This window comes from Pseudomonas sp. GM33 (assembly GCF_000282295.1).
Classification (GTDB): Bacteria; Pseudomonadota; Gammaproteobacteria; order Pseudomonadales; family Pseudomonadaceae; genus Aquipseudomonas; species Aquipseudomonas laurylsulfatiphila.
In genome coordinates this window covers 1-18,293 of record NZ_AKJO01000112.1, presented here as the reverse complement: position 1 = coordinate 18,293, position 18,293 = coordinate 1, and the positions used below count along the sequence as shown (strand labels likewise).

Genomic DNA, 18,293 nt, shown 5'->3' with positions numbered 1-18,293 from the left:
GCAGGAGCTCTGTGGCCCCCGTCAGTCATGTTCGACAGACTAAGAGTCGCGACGCGGCCGCTCAATGACCGTAACTGACAACTTAATGATCGAAATGTGCAGCAACAGGGAGTGACTGTGAAATAGCTGCTACACCCGCGGATGCCCAACAAGCGCGAAAATGCGCAAATGTTTTCGTCGCAGCAAAGCGTGTCAGGCCACTTCAGGAGCCTGTTCCGGTTCCGGAAAAATATGACCGCCTTCCATGGCCCATGAAGCGGGAATGTCGACCACGGCCACGACCACTGCATTCGCATCGGCCCCGGTGACGGCCATGTAAACGTCGGTGATTGCGCGCAGGATGGCGTGGCGCGTCGCCTGTGATCGTCCTGCACGTATCTGGCCGCGAATTATCGCGGGGGTCGCGACTTGGCCGGCGGTGAATGCGCTTCCCGCTTCAAGCTCCTTGAACAGCACGTGCACATAACTGGCCGGCGCGCCCGTCTCCTGGGTGTGAATGGAGGTGATGGACTCGGCCAGCGATTGGCGTTGACGCTCGCTGAGCGTTCCCTTGACGGTCTGGCATTCATAGAGGGGCATGGAAAACTCCTTTGAAGACGTTATGGAACAGTCAGGTACACAGGGCTTCAGCCCTTCAACTGGATGATCAGTTCGATCAGCTTGTTGGGCTTGAGCGGTCCCTTGTCGTAGGGCGGCAGCATCATCCTGGTGGCGGCGAAGAAGCCCTGACGATAGACAGGGCGCATTTTGGAAAAGGTCTGAAAGCCTTCGTAACCGTGGTAATGGCCCATGCCGCTGGCGCCGACACCGCCGAAGGGCATGTCGTGCTGAGCTACGTGCAGCAGCGCGGTGTTGATGCATACGCCGCCCGACATGATGTGGGTCACGTAGTAGTCCTGCAGGGCGCGGTCCCTGGTGAAGGGATACAGCGCCAGTGGCCTGTCGTGCTGGTTGACATAACCGGCCACTTCTTCGCGAGTGGTGTAGGTCTTGACCGGCAGCAGCGGGCCGAAGATCTCGCGCTGCATGATGACCATGTCGTCGCTGACGTCGAACACCAGGGTCAGCGGGAATTTGCGCAGGCTCTTGTCCGGCGTCTGGTCGGGGAAGAGATTGACCACGCGCGCGCCCTTGGCCACAGCGTCATCCAGCGTGGCCTGCATGCGGTCATAGGCGCGCTGGTCGATCATGGACGTGTAGTCGGTATGATTGATGTCGGGGTAGCGCTCGGCTATTACCCGCTGGGCTTCGCGTTCGAAGTCCGCCTCGGAGCCGGCGGGAATGAAGACATAGTCGACGTTGGTGCAGATCTGGCCTGCATTGAAGGCCTTGCTCCACATGATGCGATCGACGGCCAGGGTCATCGGGAAATCCGGCGCGACCACGGCGGGTGATTTTCCGCCCAACTCCAGTGTCACCGGGGTCAGGTTGCGCGCAGCATTCGCCATCACGGCGCGGCCGGTCTGACCCGAACCCGTGAAGAAGAGATGGTCGAAGGAGATCGAGGAAAAAGCCGGGCCCACCGAGCCATTGGCGCTGCTGTCTTCGAAGAACTGAAGCTGTTGCGGCGGGAAATACTTCGGTGAGATGGACATCAGAAGACGCGTCAGATTGTTCGAGTTTTCCGACATCTTGACCATCGCCCGGTTGCCGGCGGCGAAGATGGCGGTGAGTGGCCCGAACGACAGCAGCAGCGGAAAGTTCCAGGGTACGATCACGCCGACCACGCCCAGCGGCTGGGGAATGACACGGTTGCTGGAGGTGGGGTAGACCATCAGATCGATGTGGCGCTTCTGCGGCTTCATCCACTTCTTCAAGTGCTTGATGGTGGACTTGATATCTCCCAGCACGACGAAAAACTCGGCGAACAGCGTCTCGAAGGTGGAACGGTTGCCGTAGTCCTGATTGATCGCTTCAATCAGTGCCTGGCGGTTGTCTTTCAGCATCTGCGCCAACTTCTTGAGGTCTTCCACGCGCTGGGCATGGCTGCGCTCGGGCGTGGCAAGGTAGGCGGCGCGTTGGTGCTCGAAGCAGGATTGCATGGCGGGGGGAACGATGGGCTGGGCAATATTCAGGGCACTCATGCCGAGGTCCTTGTGTAGTGATTGAAAGGCGGCAAATGGGTTTGGCTACGCTTGTCGCGCAGCCGCCCCCCCTTCTATTGCAAAGGATTCAATGCCTCAGGTGTGGCGCTCACGCGTCCTTGAAGTTCGGCGCTCGTTTTTCCAGGAAGGCTGCAGCGCCTTCCTTGAAGTCTTCTGCGCCGGTCAACCGGGCGACTTCACTTAGCAGTGTTGCAAGCGCCGCCTCGGGGCCTTTTTCACGGGCCAGGCGCACCGACGCAAGCGCTGCCTTAACCCCGGACGGTGAGTTCTGCGCAATCAGCCGTGCGCATTCGAAAGCGCGCGTCATCAGCTGGCTCTGCGGGACGACTTCTTGCACCAGCCCCATCCGGCAAGCGGACTGAGCATCGAACTCTTGCGCCGTGAGGATGTAGCGAAGCGCGTTACCGAGACCGATTTTTGCCGGCAAGAACACGGTGGCCCCCCCGAACGGGAACAACCCGACTGCCACCTCGCGTTGAATGAACGTGACATCTTGCGCGGCGATAACAATGTCCGCTGCTGCCGCCAGCTCCACCCCCAGGTTCATGCACTTGCCATGAACGGCGAGGACCACCGGTTTGCTCCGGCGGCGAACGGTCGGGTCGATTTCGAGCATATCCACCAGCGATGGATCGCCGATACGCAACTCTCCCCGCGCGGCGAGAGGCGCAGAGCTGACGATGTCCATGCCCGAGGTAAAGAGCAAGCCATTGGCATGCAACACCGCACAACGCAGGCCTGGATCGTCTTCGTAGATCGCCATTGCCTTGGCCAGGCCGATGAACATGTCGCGGTCGAAGGCATTCATCTTGCGCGGACGGTCCAGGCAGATCGACAGCACATTACCGTGGCGTGTGATGACCACCCGATCCTCGAGGCGGTCGCCGGACACGGCATGGGTTTCGCGTTTTTCGCGCTCGCGCAGTACCAGGATCCGCCGCAGGATTTTCCCTGCAGGTGTTTTTGGAATGGCGTCGATGAATTCGATGTCGCGCAGCTTTTTATAGGGGGTAACACGCTGTGCGACGAAGTCGATCAGTTCGGCTTCTGTCACAGGTGAGCGCAGCACAACGAAGGCTTTGGGCACCTCACCGGATTCGGTGTCAGGGCTGGGCACGACGCCGGCATCGGCCACCGCCGGGTGCATCAACAACACACTTTCGAGTTCGACCGGGCTGATCTGGAAGCCTTTGAACTTGATGAACTCTTTGGCGCGGTCGATGATTCGCAGATTGCCGTGCTCATCGATCCGGCCTACATCTCCGGTTCGCAGCCAGCCCTGCGCATCGATCGTTTCGGCGGTTGCCGCCGGATTATTGAAGTAGCCGAGCATCACGTTGGGACCGCGTATCAGCAGCTCGCCATCCGCACCTGGCGCCACGTCCTGGTTGCCGCCGATTTCCACGACCCGCACCTCAATGCCGTGCATCACCCGGCCGACCGAACCTTCGGCCTCTTTCGGCATGCCTGGCTCGGAAACAGCGCCGGTGGTGGTGGATTCGGTAAGGCCCCAGCCGTTGAGCACCGGTACTTTCAATCGATCGGCGGCGCTCTTCAGCAGCTCGGCACTGATGGGCGAGGCACCGGAGATGGCCAGGCGCAGGCTCGACAGGTCGAAGTGATCGACCAAAGGATGCTTGGCAAACTGCAAGACAACCGGAGCAACGACCGGAGCGACAGTGATTTTGTAGTCCTGAATCACGCGCAAAGTCACTTCCAGGTCGAGCGCGGGCAGCACAATCAAGCGCGCGCCCTGAGAAAGCGCCGAGCCTATGAAGCTGGTTTGTCCATAGATATGGAAGAACGGCAGCGCCGCCAGGATGGTGTCGGACCTGCGGAAAACCTGGGCGGCGGTCACCTGCTCGGTCGCCGCAACGTAGTTGCGATTGCTGAGCATCACCGCCTTGGGGAAGCCGCTGGTGCCACTGGAGAACATCAGGGCCAACAGGTCTTTTTGCAGATCACGGCAGCGCTCTTCGGCCAGAGGCTTGCCCTCCAGCAACGAGGAAAACGGCGTGAGGCCCGCGGACTCACCCAGCACGAAAATGTCTTTCAACGGCAACGTGATCAAGGTGTCGCGCAGCCTTTCGAAGACTTGCGGGGTGACGATCACACGCGTGGCCCCCACCAGCTTGAGGAGTTCTCGCACGTCCTCCGGCGAGGACATGGGATTGAGTGTGGAGTACACGCCGCCGGCGAAGGCTATACCGTACAGAGCCACCGGGAACCAAATGCTGTTCGGCGCGATGATGGCGGTGACCTCCCCAGGCTCCAGACCGCGCTCTATCAGGCTGGCGGCAAGCACACGCACATGCCGGGACAGTTCGGCATAGGTGAGCTGTTCACCGCTCAGCCCGTCGATCAACGCCGGGTTGTCTGCGTAGCGTTGGATTCGCTCCAGAAATAGCCCGGCGAAGGAACCGACAGGTACTTCCAAAGGCCTTTGCGACAGAAATGAATTCATGTATTTACCCCGCTCGTGGTATTGGTCATCGCGTGTTCCGAGGCACGTTGGTGCGCCTGACGGGTCATCGACTCGTGAACCACAGTACGAGCGGGGTCGTGAGCTCGACAAACGACATTGGTTTTACTTGGATGACAAAATGTCACGTGAAAAGAAGATCCTCATCCCTGCGGAAAGCGTGCGACAGCTGCCCGCGCTCAATGCTTTTGAAGCCGCTGCGCGGCTGGGCTCCTTTCAAGAGGCCGCGACGTTCCTGCACCTGACGCCTTCGGCAATCAGTCACCAGGTTCGAAGGCTGGAAGGCGTATTGGGTGTGGCGCTTTTTGTTCGACGCAATCGGCAAATCGAATTGACCGAAAGCGGTCGCAAGCTGCAGCTGCACGTCAGCCGGGGGCTGGCCGAGATCTCTATCGGGCTTCAGGCGGTCAAACAAGCCAGTGACACCAGCCCTTTACGCATCAGCGTGGCGCCCAGTTTCGCGGCTACCTATCTGAGTGCGGGCATGGCGCAGTTCGAACGTGAGAACCCGGACATCACCGTGCATATGGAGTTTTCATCCAGGGTGGCCGATCTGGAAGCCCGCGAGCTGGACATCGCCATTCGCCATACCACGCAAACCCGATTCAACGTGTTTTCCGAAAAACTGGCGGATGTATCCGGTGCGCCTGTCTGTGCACCGCAAATAGCGGCAAGACTCGTTGCCGGGGAACGTATCGAGAGTATCCCTCGCATTGCGCTAGCCCAAGCGCCTGGGGTCTGGACGCTTTGGAATCAAGCCGCCGGACGCTTGGATATCCCGCCACAGCGTGAGCTGCTTTTTGAAAATCTGAGTGATGGCCTGCAGGCGGCCATTGACGGTCACGGATTGATGATGGCTCCGCTGGGGCTTATCGAAAAGCACCTGAAGAATGGCCAATTGGTCCTGCCTTTCAAGGAGAGGCTGGAGCGAGTGTCTGCCTACCGCCTGCTGTGTCTCAATGGCAATGAGATGTCTCCCAAAGTCTTGCGGCTGCGGCGCTGGTTAAAGGCTGTGATTCGCAAAAGCGGCCATTTCGGCGACGGTCTCGATGTCGCCAGCCATCAGGTCCCGCGCGAGGATCGATAACCGTTCATTCGAACAACTGACGGCGCCTGGCTCCCGGCGACATGGAAAACCAGCGCTGGCAAGCGCGATTGAACACGCTCTGTTCGCTATAGCCGAGCAGACCGGCAACCTGGGACATCGGCATGTGCCGCTCCGCCAGATAGTGATCGGCACGGTCACGCCGCAGGCGCTCGACTATTTCATCGAAGCTTCTCCCCTGCTCGGCCAGCCTTCGCTGCAACATACGCACGTGCATGCCCAGTTGCTCGGCAATCAATGGCAAACGGCAACGCTGTATCGGCATCATGCGCAAGACCAGGCGCTCGACCTGGCTGACAACATCCGACGTCGCTTGCAAGTCGAACTGCTGGAAATACTGTTCCAGTGCGCGATGCAGGTAGGGGGCTTGCTGTTCAATCCGCTGATTGAGTTGTTCGTCACGAAGTACCAGGGCGTTGCAGGATTGGCCGGTGCACACGGCAGTTTTGAAATAGCGTCGGTAACGTGCCTGAGCCGCTGGGTGATTGGCGGAAAACAGAACCGCCTGGGCAACGAAGTTGTCGCCATACAGCAGCTTCATACCGTTATGCGCCACCCCCATTGCCAGCTCCACCATTTGCCGTCGCGGGGTCGGTCCGGACAGGCGGATGTCGATCAACAGCCGCGGCGCGTGGTTCTCGCTCAGGTCCAGATCAAGCTGGATGCCCGGGCTGTGGTAGCCGATAAAACGGATGATTTGCTCCAACGCCTCCCCCGCCGTTGCGCACGTTCGAGCGATGACCGCAATCGGCCCCAGGACGTGCAAGTCCTGGTACTCGGCCATGCGCAGACCAAAGTCAGGGCAATCGAGCTCTCGTGCGGCAAACTCCAGCAGCCCGACCAGCGAACGCAACGGTACCCGTGCCTCCTCGTCCATCAGCACGTCCGAATGGATGCGGAAGCGCTCGAGCATGAGGTCGACTTGCCCGCCGAGCTGGCTTGCCACCTCACGGAATCCGGTAAACGAGCTTGTTCTGATCAATGTAGTCATGTCGTCAAAGATCAAATAATTGGCATGAGAGGTCAATTATTTTCTAACGCCTTCAGCCAACAATCGGTCCCAGGTACCTTTGTTGCTTCCTGGTGAAGCAGCCCCTGTTCGCTCGCTCGGGATCATTGTGTGATGGAATTCGACTACGTAATCATTGGTGCCGGTTCAGCCGGTTGTGTCCTGGCCAACCGCTTGAGTGCAAATCCCGATATCACGGTATGTTTGCTGGAGGCCGGCCCGGAAGACCGCTCGCCATTGATCCATGCCCCGGTGGGGGTCGCGGCGATCCTGCCGAGCCGACACGTCAACTGGGCCTTTCACACAGTACCGCAGCCCGGCTTGAACGGCCGTCGCGGCTACCAGCCACGCGGCAAGGTACTGGGCGGAAGCAGCTCGATCAACGGCATGGTGTACATCCGTGGCCACCACAGTGACTTCGATGATTGGCAGGCGCTGGGCAATCCCGGCTGGTCGTTCGCCGAGGTACTGCCGTACTTTCGCAAGAGTGAAATGAGCCACCGCGGCGCATGCGACTATCACGGGGCGCAAGGCGAACTCTATGTCGGCAGAAACCCGATGCATCCCGTCACACAAGCTTTCATCGAGGCGGGGCAGATGGCCGGACACCGCCACAATCCCGACTTCAATGGCATCAACCAGGAAGGCGTTGGCCAGTTCGATGTAACGATCCGCAACGGTCGGCGCTGGAGCACGGCCACCGCGTTCCTCAAACCGGTTCGACACCTGCGCAAGAACCTCACGGTGCTGACTTCGGCTGCGGCCGAACGCATTGTGCTCGAAGGCAAAAAAGCCGTCGGTGTCGAGCTGCGCCTCAAGGGCAATCGCCAGACCATCAAAGCACGCCGGGAAGTCCTGCTCAGTGCCGGTTGTTTCGGCAGCCCACAATTGCTGATGCTTTCGGGGATTGGCCCGCAAGAGGAACTCAAACCACAAGGCATCACGGTGCAGCACGAACTGCCAGGTGTCGGGCAAAACCTGCAGGACCATCCGGATGTCGTGCTCAGCTACAGAAGCCAGGATACGTCATTGATGGGTGTCTCACTGCGCGGCAGTGTGAAGATGGGCAAGGCCTTGATCGACTATGCCCGTCATCGGCGCGGCCCTTTTGTGAGCAACTTCGCCGAAGGTGGCGGCTTCCTGAAAACCGATGCCAAGCTTGCACGCCCGGATATCCAGCTGCATTCGGTGATCGCGATGATCGACGACCACAACCGCAAACTGCACTGGGGTCACGGCTTCAGTTGCCACGTCTGCGTGTTACGGCCCAAGAGCATCGGCAGCGTCGGTTTGCAATCAAACGATCCGAGCGCCCCACCGCGCATCGACCCGAACATTCTCGGGCATGACGACGATGTCGAGACCCTGCTCACGGGCTACCGCATGACCCGGAACATCATTCAACAAGCACCGATGGCGCGTTATGGCTTGAAGGATATGTTCAGCGCGGGTTTGTACGGCGATGAACAGCTGATCGAACTGTTGCGCCAGCGTACCGACACCATTTATCACCCGGTCGGTACCTGCAAGATGGGCAACGACGAGCATGCGGTGGTGGACAGCCAGTTGCGCGTGCATGGCATCGAGGGGCTGCGGGTGGTGGATGCCTCGATCATGCCGACGCTGGTGGGCGGCAACACCAACGCCGCTTCAATCATGATCGCCGAACGCGCGGCGGACTGGGTGTCCGCGACTGGGTGATCCTGCTGTCGAGTCGACCTTCGGCGTTGCTGTCGGAGGTCAGCGGTTTCGCTACACAGGTTCCGAACTGCGCGGCAGTGGTTTGAGGTGATTTGTTCCTGATCAGCTAAGGTAACTGGGTCAACCACCCGTTTGGGCAGATCATCCATGAACGCCTACTTCACCCTGTTCTTCGGTATGTTCACAACCCTCCTGGCAATCATCAATCCACTGGAGGCCATTCCGGTTTTCCTGGGGCTGGTACAAGGCAAGGATGCCGCCGATCAGCGTCGAGTGGCGCGCAAGGCCTGCCTTTATGCGCTGCTGTTGATGTTTTTCTTTTTGATTTTCGGCAACCTGCTGCTGCGTTTGTTTGAAGTTCCGCTGAGTATGATTCGGGTGGTCGGCGGGGTGATCCTGATGCGGATCGGCTTCGAGCTTTTTGCGCCCTCGCCCGACAGCAGCCTGATTCCAAGCGGTGGCAAAGGCGAAGAGGACGTATCTTTTATCCCCATGGCCATGCCGATCATGTTCGGCCCCGGCGCCATTGCTACGGTGATTGGCCTGACCAGCACCATCAAGGACTCCGACCGCGCCATACTGTCCTTCGCCGTCGTGGCGCTGGCGATCTGCGCCACCATGCTGGTCACTTACCTCTCCTTGGCCTACGCCAACAACATCCTCAAGAAGATTGGCCCACAAGGCATCGATGCCGCGACCCGCATCGTTGGTTTCTTCGTTTCGGCGATGGGCGTGGGCCTGATCTTTCACGGGACGGTGGAGTTTCTGCAGTCCTATGGGGTACTGCTCAACGGTGTAGCGAAGTAGGACTGCAAAGCTCTCATGCAAAAAAACGGGCGCCTGTTTGGGGCGCCCGCACGGCTGATCAGTCACGGTGTCAATCGTGTCCGTTATGACCGTTCTGCTTCATGGCTTTGAGGATGCCGTCCAGATTGTAGGTTTCCGGCGCCTGCATGGGCGGGAAGTCCTTGTACGACATCAGTTCCTTCTCCCAGAGCAACTGTCCAATCGGCAGCATGTTCCAGTTGTAGATATAGGCGTTACCCGGTGAGCCCAAGGCACCGCCATAGCCCGTGATGGACTTCGCATCGGCACCGACCGTTGTTTCAAAAGGGTCGCGCTTGAGGTTGAGCAGTTGGGTCCAGTGGAAAGTGGTTGCGCCATACAGCCCGCCCGTCGCGGTATCCGGCACCATGGTGTAGTACATCTTCCAGTTCTTGTAGCGCACCGCCGAAGGTTGCGAGCCGGTGTAGTAGAAGAAGGTGTCGCGCGCCGACTTGTCGGACTTGCCGGTCAGGTAGTCCGTCTGATCCACGCCATCGAGCTTGGTCTTGACGATGCCGGGATAATTGCCCGCCATGATCTGCTCGTTCAGCTCATTGCCCTTCTTGCCGCCAGCGATACTGACCAGTGTCGGCACCCAGTCGAGCGAGGCAAAGATGTCGGTCAGGACCGTGCCTGGCTTGATCACCCCAGGCCAGCGGATGACCAGCGGCGCACGCATGCCACCTTCCCAGGTGGTCAGCTTGCCGCCCTTGAACGGGGTTGTACCGCCGTCGGGGAAGGTAATGGTTTCCGCGCCGTTGTCGGTGGTGAAGACGACAATGGTGTTGTCCAGTTGGCCCATGTCCTCGAGTTTCTTCAGGACATAACCGATGTTGTCGTCCAGTTGCTTCATGCCTGCTTCGTTGGTGCCCCAGTCTTTTCCGCCGGGCTCACCGACCATGGCGTCATACTTGGGTGGCAGCACCGTGGTGATGTGCATGCGTGCCGGGTTGTACCAGACGAAGAAGGGTTTACTGGTCTTCTTCGGATCGTTGCGGTCGAGGAAGTCGATGACCTTGGCGGAGATTTCTTCATCCACGGACTTCGAACGTTCCAGGGTCAGCGGCCCTTCGTCCTTGCACGTGGTGTTCTTCTGCGTACCGTCGCTGGAGACGCAGGACATGACCGGACGAGGTGGCGTCAGGCAGGTGCCTTCCCGCGGATCGATGGCGCCAGGCACATCCGGCAGCCCGTTGATCGGCGTGGCCTTACACGGTGGGGCGATGCCCTGCACCTGGGGCGTCTTGTTGATATCGACAAAGCTCACGCCCTGCATCGCATCGAGGTGATAGAGGTAACCCCAGAATTCCTGGAAGCCGTGGGATGTCGGCAGCGCTTCGAAGTTGTCGCCCAGGTGGTTCTTGCCGAACTCACCAGTGGTATAGCCCAGATCCAGCAAAAACTTGGACAGTGCAGGGGTGCCAGGGCGCAGCCATGACGGGCTGCCGGGCAATTGCGGTGGGATCATGCCGGTACGCAGCGGATGCATCCCGGTAAAGAAAGCGTTGCGCCCCGCCGTACAACTCTGCTCGGCGTAATAGGTCATGAATTTCGCGCCTTCCTGGGCGATGCGGTCGATATTCGGCGTTTCACCCACCGCCAGGCCCTGGTGATAGATGCTCGGCTGCATCCAGCCGATGTCATCGGCCATGATGAACAGGATGTTGGGTTTCTTGTCGGCCGCTTGAGTCACTGTCGGCAGGCTGGCGCCAATTGCCAGACTGCTCAACGCCAATCCCGTCAGTACAAGTTTTCGCAGTTTCATGAACTTGATCCTCGTCCAGTTGATTCACATAACTACCCGTCTCGGATACGTCGTGCTCTCATCTCTCAAGGCTCAAAAACTGCAACTGCCCCCTCCTTATACTGACGCTCAATCCGTCATTCGGTGTGGCACTTTAAATATTGAGCTTTGACCGCAATGGCTTGTGGCCCTTGTCACGTACATCCCAATCCGGCCTATACCATTAACAGAAGGTGAGTGTAGACCCGCATTTACAAAGTGCGGGCCGCAAAGGCGCGTCCTATTGGCGTCACATCATGTCAGCGCTTTGCCTGGGCGACATCGCCACAAAAGATATCGACGCTGCCGTCTTCAGGTGATGTCCGTACGACGATGGAATATTTTCCGGAAAGCAACTCTGACGTTGCGATCGGCGCATTACGGTAAAAACTCCAGCCATTGGACCCGGCTTCATTTTTTGTATTGACCTTATCGTTCATTGCAAAAGCAACAGGTCCGGGTTGCTGACAGCTGCCTTTGTTGATGAAGGTGTAAATGCGCGGCGGCAGGAGGGTTCCGGTCGGAACGCCAGTGATATAGAAATCAAAATTGGTCTGGTTGCCTTCGGCTGTCAGGGTGGCGTTGCCCGTCTGGCCCGCATTGCGGTGGGTGGCCGCCAGAGGCAGATTCATTGAGTGGTTCGAAGCCGTGCTGCAACCGAAAAGACCTGCCATGAGTAGCGCGAGTGGAACGATGCGGGTATTCATAACAACCTCCAAAAGTGGAAGAAGTGCATGGGGGAACATTGGGTATAGCTCATTAATAAATGGGCTGTACCTCAATAAATCCGCATTGGAAAACTTCGCACCTGCCACCCGGCGATCAGGCAAAAAATAGAAGAAACGCTGACAGTGTCATCTGTCCTTGGTTTCACGCCCCCATGATCTTGACCAACAGACTTTCGCGCTGGCAAACGTCGGCCTCCACGGCCCTCACTTCATTCATGAACACCTCTACCGCGGGTGGCAGCGAACGTTCCTTGAGGTAAATGAAGCCGTACCGGGTACGCAGTGCGAGGTCCTGAACGGGTAACGGCGCGATTTCACCCGCCGACAATTCGCGCTCGAACGTCGACAGATTCCCCAGCGCCAGGGCGTTGCTGTTCTCGACGAACTTCACGATTTGCATGGGCACATCAATTTCGATGGCCGGTACGAAGTCTCCGGTCAGCGCATCATAGGCACCGGCGCAGCCCAGCGTTGCCGGAAGCAAGTGGGTCGCCAACCGCAAGGGAATGCGCGAAGCCACCCAGGGGTAATCGAGTGTTTGTGCCAGCGTCAGAGGACGGTCTTGCGCAAGCAGCGGATGGTCCGGGCGACAGAACAGGCGGCCTTCATGCTCCCCCAACAGCTCGAAGGTGAGTTCTTCCCGGCCTTGCAAGGTGCTGATTTCAGCGATGCCAAGATCCACCACGCCGGTTGTGACCTGGTGAGCCACCTCGCGCCACCCGGCCACATGGGCCGTCACCCTGATTTGTGGATGCCGGGCATGCATCCGCGCGATGCCGGCGTAGCCGCTGATGATGCTGGGGTAAGGACCGAAAGCGACTTTCAGCGCGCCGATATCCCCGCCCGCCAGCAAGGCGATGTCACGCCGCAGATCCTGCTCTGCCACTAACAGGCGCCGACTCTTCTCCTGAAGCAAATGGCCAAATGCAGTCAGTACAACACCGTCGGTGCGTCGATCGAACAACGTGACCCCGAGTTCGCGCTCCAGCAACTGGATGCTTTTACTCAGCGCCGGTTGGGAAACACCCAGAGCCTTCGCGGCCCGGCCAAAGTGTGCGTGCTCGATCAATGCCAAAAACTGACGTAGACGGTTTGGTGTCATTTCATAACCTTTACGTTATCGAAAACATTTAAAACGGAATTTTTAGGAATCAGATCAATATGCTATTCATGGTTCGACGGGTCAAGCCGAGAACGCAGAACACTTGCGTTGCCTTGACACCCTTGGACATTTCATCTGGCGCAGGAACCTTTCATGTACAACAAGACCCTCCATCTGGCACTGGCGATCACACTTGGCGGTGGCATCAGCCCTAGCGTTTTCGCGGCCGATGCAAACGGCGCAGCTCCCGATCCGGCTCCATCGCAAAACGTGCACTTCGACAGCAAGGGCAAGGCGCCTTCGTCCTACACGGTCGACATGCAGAACACTGTGCGCAAGACACTCCCCTTTGCAGACAAGCGCGACCTTGAAGAAGCGAAAAAAGGCTTCATCGCCGCACCGCCCTACAAGAAGATCATGGCCGACGCCGGGAATGTCGCGTGGAACATGGGGAGCTACAACTTCCTGAATGAAGGCAAGGATTACGACAGCATCAATCCGTCGCTGCAGCGTCAGGCGGTACTCAACACGGCCTATGGCCTCTATGAAGTCGTTCCGGACAAGATCTACCAGGTGCGCGGGTTTGACCTGGCCAATATCACGTTCATCAAGGGCGACACCGGCTGGATTGTCTTCGACACGCTGCTGTCGAAGGAGACCGCCAGGGCCGCCCTGGACTTCATCAACGAAAAACTGGGCAAGCGCCCGGTCGTGGCGGTGGTGATCTCCCACTCCCATGCCGATCACTTTGGCGGAATCCGCGGCGTGGTCGACGAGGCCGATGTGCGCAGCGGCAAGATCCCGCTGATTGCGCCGCAAGGTTTCATGGAGCATGCCGTGGCTGAAAACGTCTACGCCGGCAACGCCATGAACCGGCGGGCGTTCTTGCAATATGGCTTGCTGTTACCCCACAGCCCGTACGGTCATGTCGACATGGCCATTGGTAAAAACGCTTCCAGTGGCAACATGGGGCTGATCGAGCCCAACCGTTACATTGCCAAGGATTTCGAAACCCTGACCATCGACGGTATCGAAATGGAGTTCCAGAGTACGCCCGGCACTGAAGCGCCTGCGGAGATGAATACCTGGTTCCCACAGTTCAAGGCGTTCTGGGCCGCCGAAAACATCACCGGCACCATCCATAACATCTATACCCTGCGCGGCGCCCTCGTCCGCGACCCGCTGGTCTGGTCGAAGAACATCAACAATGCCCTGTATCGCTACGGTCAAACGGCAGACGTCATGTTCGCCTCCCACAGTTGGCCACGCTGGGGCAACGAGCGGATTCAGGATGTAATGCGCGCGCAACGCGATGCCTACGCCAACCTGAACAACGCCGTGCTGCATGCCGCCAACCAGGGCGTCACCATCAACGAAATTCAAAACGTCTACAAACTGCCCGAAAGTCTGAAAAACAACTGGGCGACCCATAGCTACCACGGCTCTGAAGAACACAACAGTCGTGCGGTGATCAACCGCTACCTGGGTTACTGGGATGCCAATCCGGCGACGCTGATGCCGCTATCGCCAAAGGACTCGGCCCCGCTCTACGTGGAAATGATGGGAGGCGCCGACAAGATCATGACCAAGGGGCAATCCTTGTTCGATCAGGGCAAGTACCGCGAAGCCTATGAAATCCTCAACAAGCTGGTGTATGCCGAACCGCAGAACAGCAAGGCCAAGGACTTGCTCGCGGATGTCTATGAGCAAGTCGGTTATCAGAAGGAAAGTGCCGGCGTGCGCAACAGTTTCCTTTCGGCAGCCTATGAACTGCGCCATGGCATGCCCAAGGGCCTGCCGCCAAAAACCGGCGGCCCCGACATGATTCGCGGCATGAGCACCGAGTTATGGCTCGAATACCTCGGCATTGCCCTCGATGGCAGCAAAGTCGCGGATCAACACTTCATCTTCAATCTCAAGACGCCCGATAACGGCGAGCAGTTCGTGGTGGAGTTGAGCAACTCGACATTGACCAATATCAAGGGGCAACAAGCCAGCAATGCCGACCTCACCATCACCCTTGATCGTGCTGATCTGGAAAGCGTGATGGCGCGCAAGACCGGATTTGAACAACTCGTCGCAACCGGCAAGGCCACCTTCGAAGGCAACCGCAAACCGTTCGAAGTGTTGATGGCGGCGATCACCCCGTTTAACCCGACCTTTGAACTACTGCCAGGCACCCTCCAGTAATCCACCAGGACTGCGCTTCATCCTGCCCCGGGGTGAAGCGCTTTGGCGTTCTACTTCGCGATCCTGAATAAACAATAACGAGCCTGGATGGCGCTATTCACAAGTTGTTCCTTCCAATATCGAGAATATGAACTACCACTTATGTGTGACCCCACCAGGCCGTTTGAACGTAATTCAGGTTTTTCGACGTTCGTTATTTCACCCTTATTCGAAAATGCACATTTGCCGGGATTAAATCCATGCAAACCAGAACAGGTGCACTGCCTGCCTTTACGCTACTTGCCTTGTGCAGCCAGCAAGCACACGCCGGCGGCCTGATGCTCTACGAAATCGGCACCGATAACGCCGGCCTGGCCAACGCCGGTGCCGCCGCCAGGGCCCAAGGCCCTTCCACCATTGCCAGCAATCCGGCGGGCCTGAGTTACTTGCCGGGAACACAGATCACCGCGGGCTTGCAGGTGCTTTACGGCGACCTCAAGTTCGATCGCGACGAAGACACCAACGTGCCGGGCAGCGGCAGTGGCAATGCCCTCGACCCGATCCCCGGCGGCAGTTTTTTCATCAGTCATGAACTGGACGACCACTGGAGCGTGGGCTTCGGCCAGTACGCCGATTTCGGCCTGGCGGTCAATTACGACAACGACTGGTCCGGGCGCTACTTCGCACAGAACGCCAGCCTCGGTGGTTTGTCGCTGGTGCCGAGCGTGGCTTACCGCTTCAACGAACAATGGTCGGTGGGCCTCGGCGTCAAGGCCATGTACGGCATGTTGCAAGCCCAGACCGCGATTGACCGCTCGCCGTTCGGCTTTACCGACCGCACGGACGGCCAATTCAAATACAAGGACCAGGATTGGGGTTTTGGTGCGAATGTCGGTGTCATCTACGCCCCGCAACCCGGCACGCGAATTGGCCTGACCTACACCAGCCAGGTCGATCTGGACTTCGAGGACCGGCTGGATGTGAAAGGCGATGGCCGACTGCTCGAGCGCGTCAACAACACCAATACCGAACTCGACATGAAGGTGCCGCAAACCGTCACCCTGAGCCTGTTCCAGCAACTGGACCGGCAATGGGCCTTGCTCGCTTCGGTCAACTGGCAGGACTGGTCGGAGTTCGGCGACATTGCGGTGCAGGTCGACACCACCGCGGCTGGCTCCCAATCGACCACGGTCGATGCACATTTCAAGGACACCTGGCACCTCTCGCTCGGCGCGCAATACCAGGCCACCGAGCAATGGCTGTGGAACGTCGGCGTGGCTTACGACAGCAGCGCCGTGTCGGACAGCAACCGCACCGTGACCGTACCGATGGCCGAATCCTGGCGCTTTGCGACAGGAGCCACCTATGCGCTGGACAAGGACACCGACGTCAACCTCAGCTGGGCCATGATCTGGATTGGCGACATGCCGGTGGACCAGACCAGAAACGTTTCGGGCAATCGAATTTCCGGTCAATTCGACAGCGCCTGGATTCAAGCCGTGACCGGAAACATGACCTGGCGCTTTTGAGTGTCTCGCCACACAAAAGCGACTTCATCCGAGGAGCACACAGCATCATGAATCTGTCCCGAAACCTGCTTGTCAGTGCCGCCGTGGCCGGGCTTCTGCTCGGCGGTTGCACCTCCAAAGTCACTGAACAGGCGCAGTACTCCGGCTACCTGTCCAGCTACGACAATCTGCAGGAGGTCACCACGCCCAGCGGCGGTACGGCGATGCGCTGGGTGAGCCCGTCGTGGAACCCCAATGCCTATGACACGGTAGCGTTCGAGCGACTGGAACTGTATCCGGCGCCCAAGCCCAATGAGCGGGTCAACCAGCAGACACTCGATGACATCCGGGACTACATGAGCAACAGGGTCAAGGCGACGCTGGGGCAGAAATACCGGATGGTCCACCACACGAGTGCCGCGCCAAAAGGTTCGAAACCCTTGATCCTGCGCGCCGCGATTACCGGCGTGAGCGCCTCCAACGAAGGCATGAAATGGTATGAAGTGGTGCCCATCGCCGCTGTCGTCGGGGCGACACAGGCGGCTACCGGTCACCGCGATCAGGACACCGAACTGTATATCGAGGCCGAGCTCATCGACGCGAGAGACAACCAGACCGTGGTCAGGGTCGTGCGCAAGGTGTTCGGCAAGCAACTGTCCAACGAAACCCAGAAAATCACCGCCCAGGACTTCAAGGCGGCGATCGACAAGTTGAACGTCGATCTCTGGGCATTCATCCGCAGTTGAACCCCTGGTTCAACCGCCAACCGATGTTGGCGGCTGAATCGCTCCCGGAAGAGGAATGGCTGATATGGCTTCCCATGCATTGCTTCGACTCACACATTTGCACAAACCTTTAATCGCCGCAGCGCTCATCGCCAGCGCGCTTGCGTTAAGCGCTTGCGCAACGGTGGATGCCCAGACGACCGCCTACGTCGGGGTCGAGCACCCTGCTCCGACCCTGCCCGCCGAAGTCCAGATATTACGCACGGAACCGAAGCGCCCCAGTGTGCGTTTGGGCGAAATCCTGATTGATGCCAGCGTCGACCCGGCACCGCCCATCACCCAGGTCGAACAGAAACTGCGTGAAGAAGGCGCCAAACTGGGTGCAGACGCGGTGGTGGTGGTTTATGACCGGATCCAACCCGTCGCTGCTTACGTGACCGGTCCTCTGTGGAACCGCGACATCGATACGATTCAGGGTCGCAAGCTCAAAGGCATTGCCATCAAATACCAATGACGAGGTGTACAGCTATGAAAGCAATCCTGTCCTGGCTGACGGTCACGTTGGCGACGGTCTTGATCAGTGCCTGTTCCGCCGTGGGGTCGAACGATGGCGGCGCCGGTGAAATGGAGATTCGCTCGGGCAAGATCGAGCAGATATCGCTGACGCAGATGCAGACCAATCACGACAGTGGCGTCGGCGCCGTACTCGGGGGCCTTGGCGGCCTCGGTATCGGCAGCCTGATCGGCAGTGGCACCGGGCGCGACGTCGCCATGGTCGCCGGCGCACTCGCCGGTGCGGTGGGCGGTAACTATGCAGAGAAGAAAAAGTATGATCAGCCGGTTGCAGCGCAACAGGTCATCGTTCGGGTGAAAAGTGGAGTGCTGGTATCGGTGACCCAGCCGATCAATCCAGCCCTGAGCAAAGGCATGAACGTCTACATCGAAGGCTCGGGGAATAATGCCCGGGTGCTGCCACAAGGTGGATAGTGGCCACGCCTGGAGCGGTAAACCGCCATTGATCAGGCAGCCCGAGGCCGTCTTCGCTGGCAAG

15 protein-coding genes are annotated in these 18,293 nt (G+C 58.8%); 8 read left to right on the top strand and 7 right to left on the bottom strand.

The window, feature by feature from the left end; genetic code table 11:
* Nucleotides 1-192: 192 nt before the first annotated feature.
* The 3 genes from PMI26_RS08835 to PMI26_RS08845 form a co-directional block, all read right to left on the bottom strand.
* A complete protein-coding gene (locus PMI26_RS08835; RefSeq protein ID WP_007976957.1) occupies nucleotides 193-579 on the bottom strand; it encodes a tautomerase family protein in 387 nt (128 codons plus the stop codon).
* Between the two features lie 47 nt (nucleotides 580-626).
* A complete protein-coding gene (locus PMI26_RS08840) occupies nucleotides 627-2,084 on the bottom strand; it encodes a coniferyl aldehyde dehydrogenase (RefSeq protein ID WP_007976955.1) in 1,458 nt (485 codons plus the stop codon).
* A 109-nt stretch (nucleotides 2,085-2,193) separates the two neighbouring features.
* Complete coding sequence (locus tag PMI26_RS08845) at nucleotides 2,194-4,569, bottom strand: crotonase/enoyl-CoA hydratase family protein (protein ID WP_007976953.1); 2,376 nt, start codon at nucleotides 4,567-4,569, stop codon at nucleotides 2,194-2,196.
* Nucleotides 4,570-4,708: 139 nt separating this feature from the next.
* Here PMI26_RS08845 and PMI26_RS08850 point away from each other — a divergent pair, with 139 nt between their 5' ends.
* Nucleotides 4,709-5,674, top strand: a complete 966-nt coding sequence (locus PMI26_RS08850; protein WP_007976952.1) for a LysR substrate-binding domain-containing protein — start codon at nucleotides 4,709-4,711, stop codon at nucleotides 5,672-5,674.
* 4 nt (nucleotides 5,675-5,678) lie between these two features.
* On the opposite strand, the gene PMI26_RS08855 is transcribed toward PMI26_RS08850, so the two are convergent.
* Complete coding sequence (locus tag PMI26_RS08855; protein ID WP_238540829.1) at nucleotides 5,679-6,638, bottom strand: AraC family transcriptional regulator; 960 nt, start codon at nucleotides 6,636-6,638, stop codon at nucleotides 5,679-5,681.
* A gap of 177 nt (nucleotides 6,639-6,815) precedes the next feature.
* Here PMI26_RS08855 and PMI26_RS08860 point away from each other — a divergent pair, with 177 nt between their 5' ends.
* Together PMI26_RS08860 and PMI26_RS08865 are read left to right on the top strand one after the other, a co-directional pair.
* Nucleotides 6,816-8,402: a GMC family oxidoreductase gene (locus tag PMI26_RS08860; protein ID WP_007976948.1), complete on the top strand. Its 1,587-nt coding sequence runs from the start codon at nucleotides 6,816-6,818 to the stop codon at nucleotides 8,400-8,402.
* Nucleotides 8,403-8,549: 147 nt separating this feature from the next.
* On the top strand, nucleotides 8,550-9,209 hold the full coding sequence (locus PMI26_RS08865; protein ID WP_007976945.1) for a MarC family protein: 660 nt from the start codon (nucleotides 8,550-8,552) through the stop codon (nucleotides 9,207-9,209).
* A gap of 70 nt (nucleotides 9,210-9,279) precedes the next feature.
* Here the strand turns inward: PMI26_RS08865 and PMI26_RS08870 are convergent, their stop codons facing one another.
* The 3 genes from PMI26_RS08870 to PMI26_RS08880 all read right to left on the bottom strand — a co-directional run bounded on the left by PMI26_RS08870 (nucleotide 9,280) and on the right by PMI26_RS08880 (nucleotide 12,840).
* A complete protein-coding gene (locus PMI26_RS08870; protein ID WP_007976944.1) occupies nucleotides 9,280-10,992 on the bottom strand; it encodes an arylsulfatase in 1,713 nt (570 codons plus the stop codon).
* A gap of 278 nt (nucleotides 10,993-11,270) precedes the next feature.
* Nucleotides 11,271-11,717 (bottom strand): hypothetical protein, encoded by a 447-nt coding sequence (locus PMI26_RS08875; RefSeq protein WP_007976942.1) that lies wholly within the window; start codon nucleotides 11,715-11,717, stop codon nucleotides 11,271-11,273.
* 163 nt (nucleotides 11,718-11,880) lie between these two features.
* Nucleotides 11,881-12,840, bottom strand: a complete 960-nt coding sequence (locus tag PMI26_RS08880) for a LysR family transcriptional regulator (RefSeq protein ID WP_007976940.1) — start codon at nucleotides 12,838-12,840, stop codon at nucleotides 11,881-11,883.
* 153 nt (nucleotides 12,841-12,993) lie between these two features.
* On the opposite strand from PMI26_RS08880, the gene PMI26_RS08885 reads away from it, so the two are divergent.
* From PMI26_RS08885 to PMI26_RS08905, 5 genes are all read left to right on the top strand, one after another.
* Entirely contained in the window at nucleotides 12,994-15,030 is a 2,037-nt protein-coding gene (locus PMI26_RS08885; RefSeq protein ID WP_007976939.1) for an alkyl/aryl-sulfatase, read from the top strand.
* A 239-nt stretch (nucleotides 15,031-15,269) separates the two neighbouring features.
* A complete protein-coding gene (locus PMI26_RS08890) occupies nucleotides 15,270-16,538 on the top strand; it encodes an OmpP1/FadL family transporter (RefSeq protein WP_007976936.1) in 1,269 nt (422 codons plus the stop codon).
* Between the two features lie 47 nt (nucleotides 16,539-16,585).
* A complete protein-coding gene (locus PMI26_RS08895; RefSeq protein ID WP_007976934.1) occupies nucleotides 16,586-17,263 on the top strand; it encodes a DUF3313 domain-containing protein in 678 nt (225 codons plus the stop codon).
* A 64-nt stretch (nucleotides 17,264-17,327) separates the two neighbouring features.
* The gene (locus PMI26_RS08900; protein ID WP_007976932.1) at nucleotides 17,328-17,756 is read left to right on the top strand and encodes a hypothetical protein; all 429 of its coding nucleotides are present in this window, start codon (nucleotides 17,328-17,330) and stop codon (nucleotides 17,754-17,756) included.
* Between the two features lie 14 nt (nucleotides 17,757-17,770).
* Nucleotides 17,771-18,229, top strand: a complete 459-nt coding sequence (locus tag PMI26_RS08905) for a glycine zipper 2TM domain-containing protein (protein WP_007976931.1) — start codon at nucleotides 17,771-17,773, stop codon at nucleotides 18,227-18,229.
* Nucleotides 18,230-18,293 lie beyond the last annotated feature (64 nt).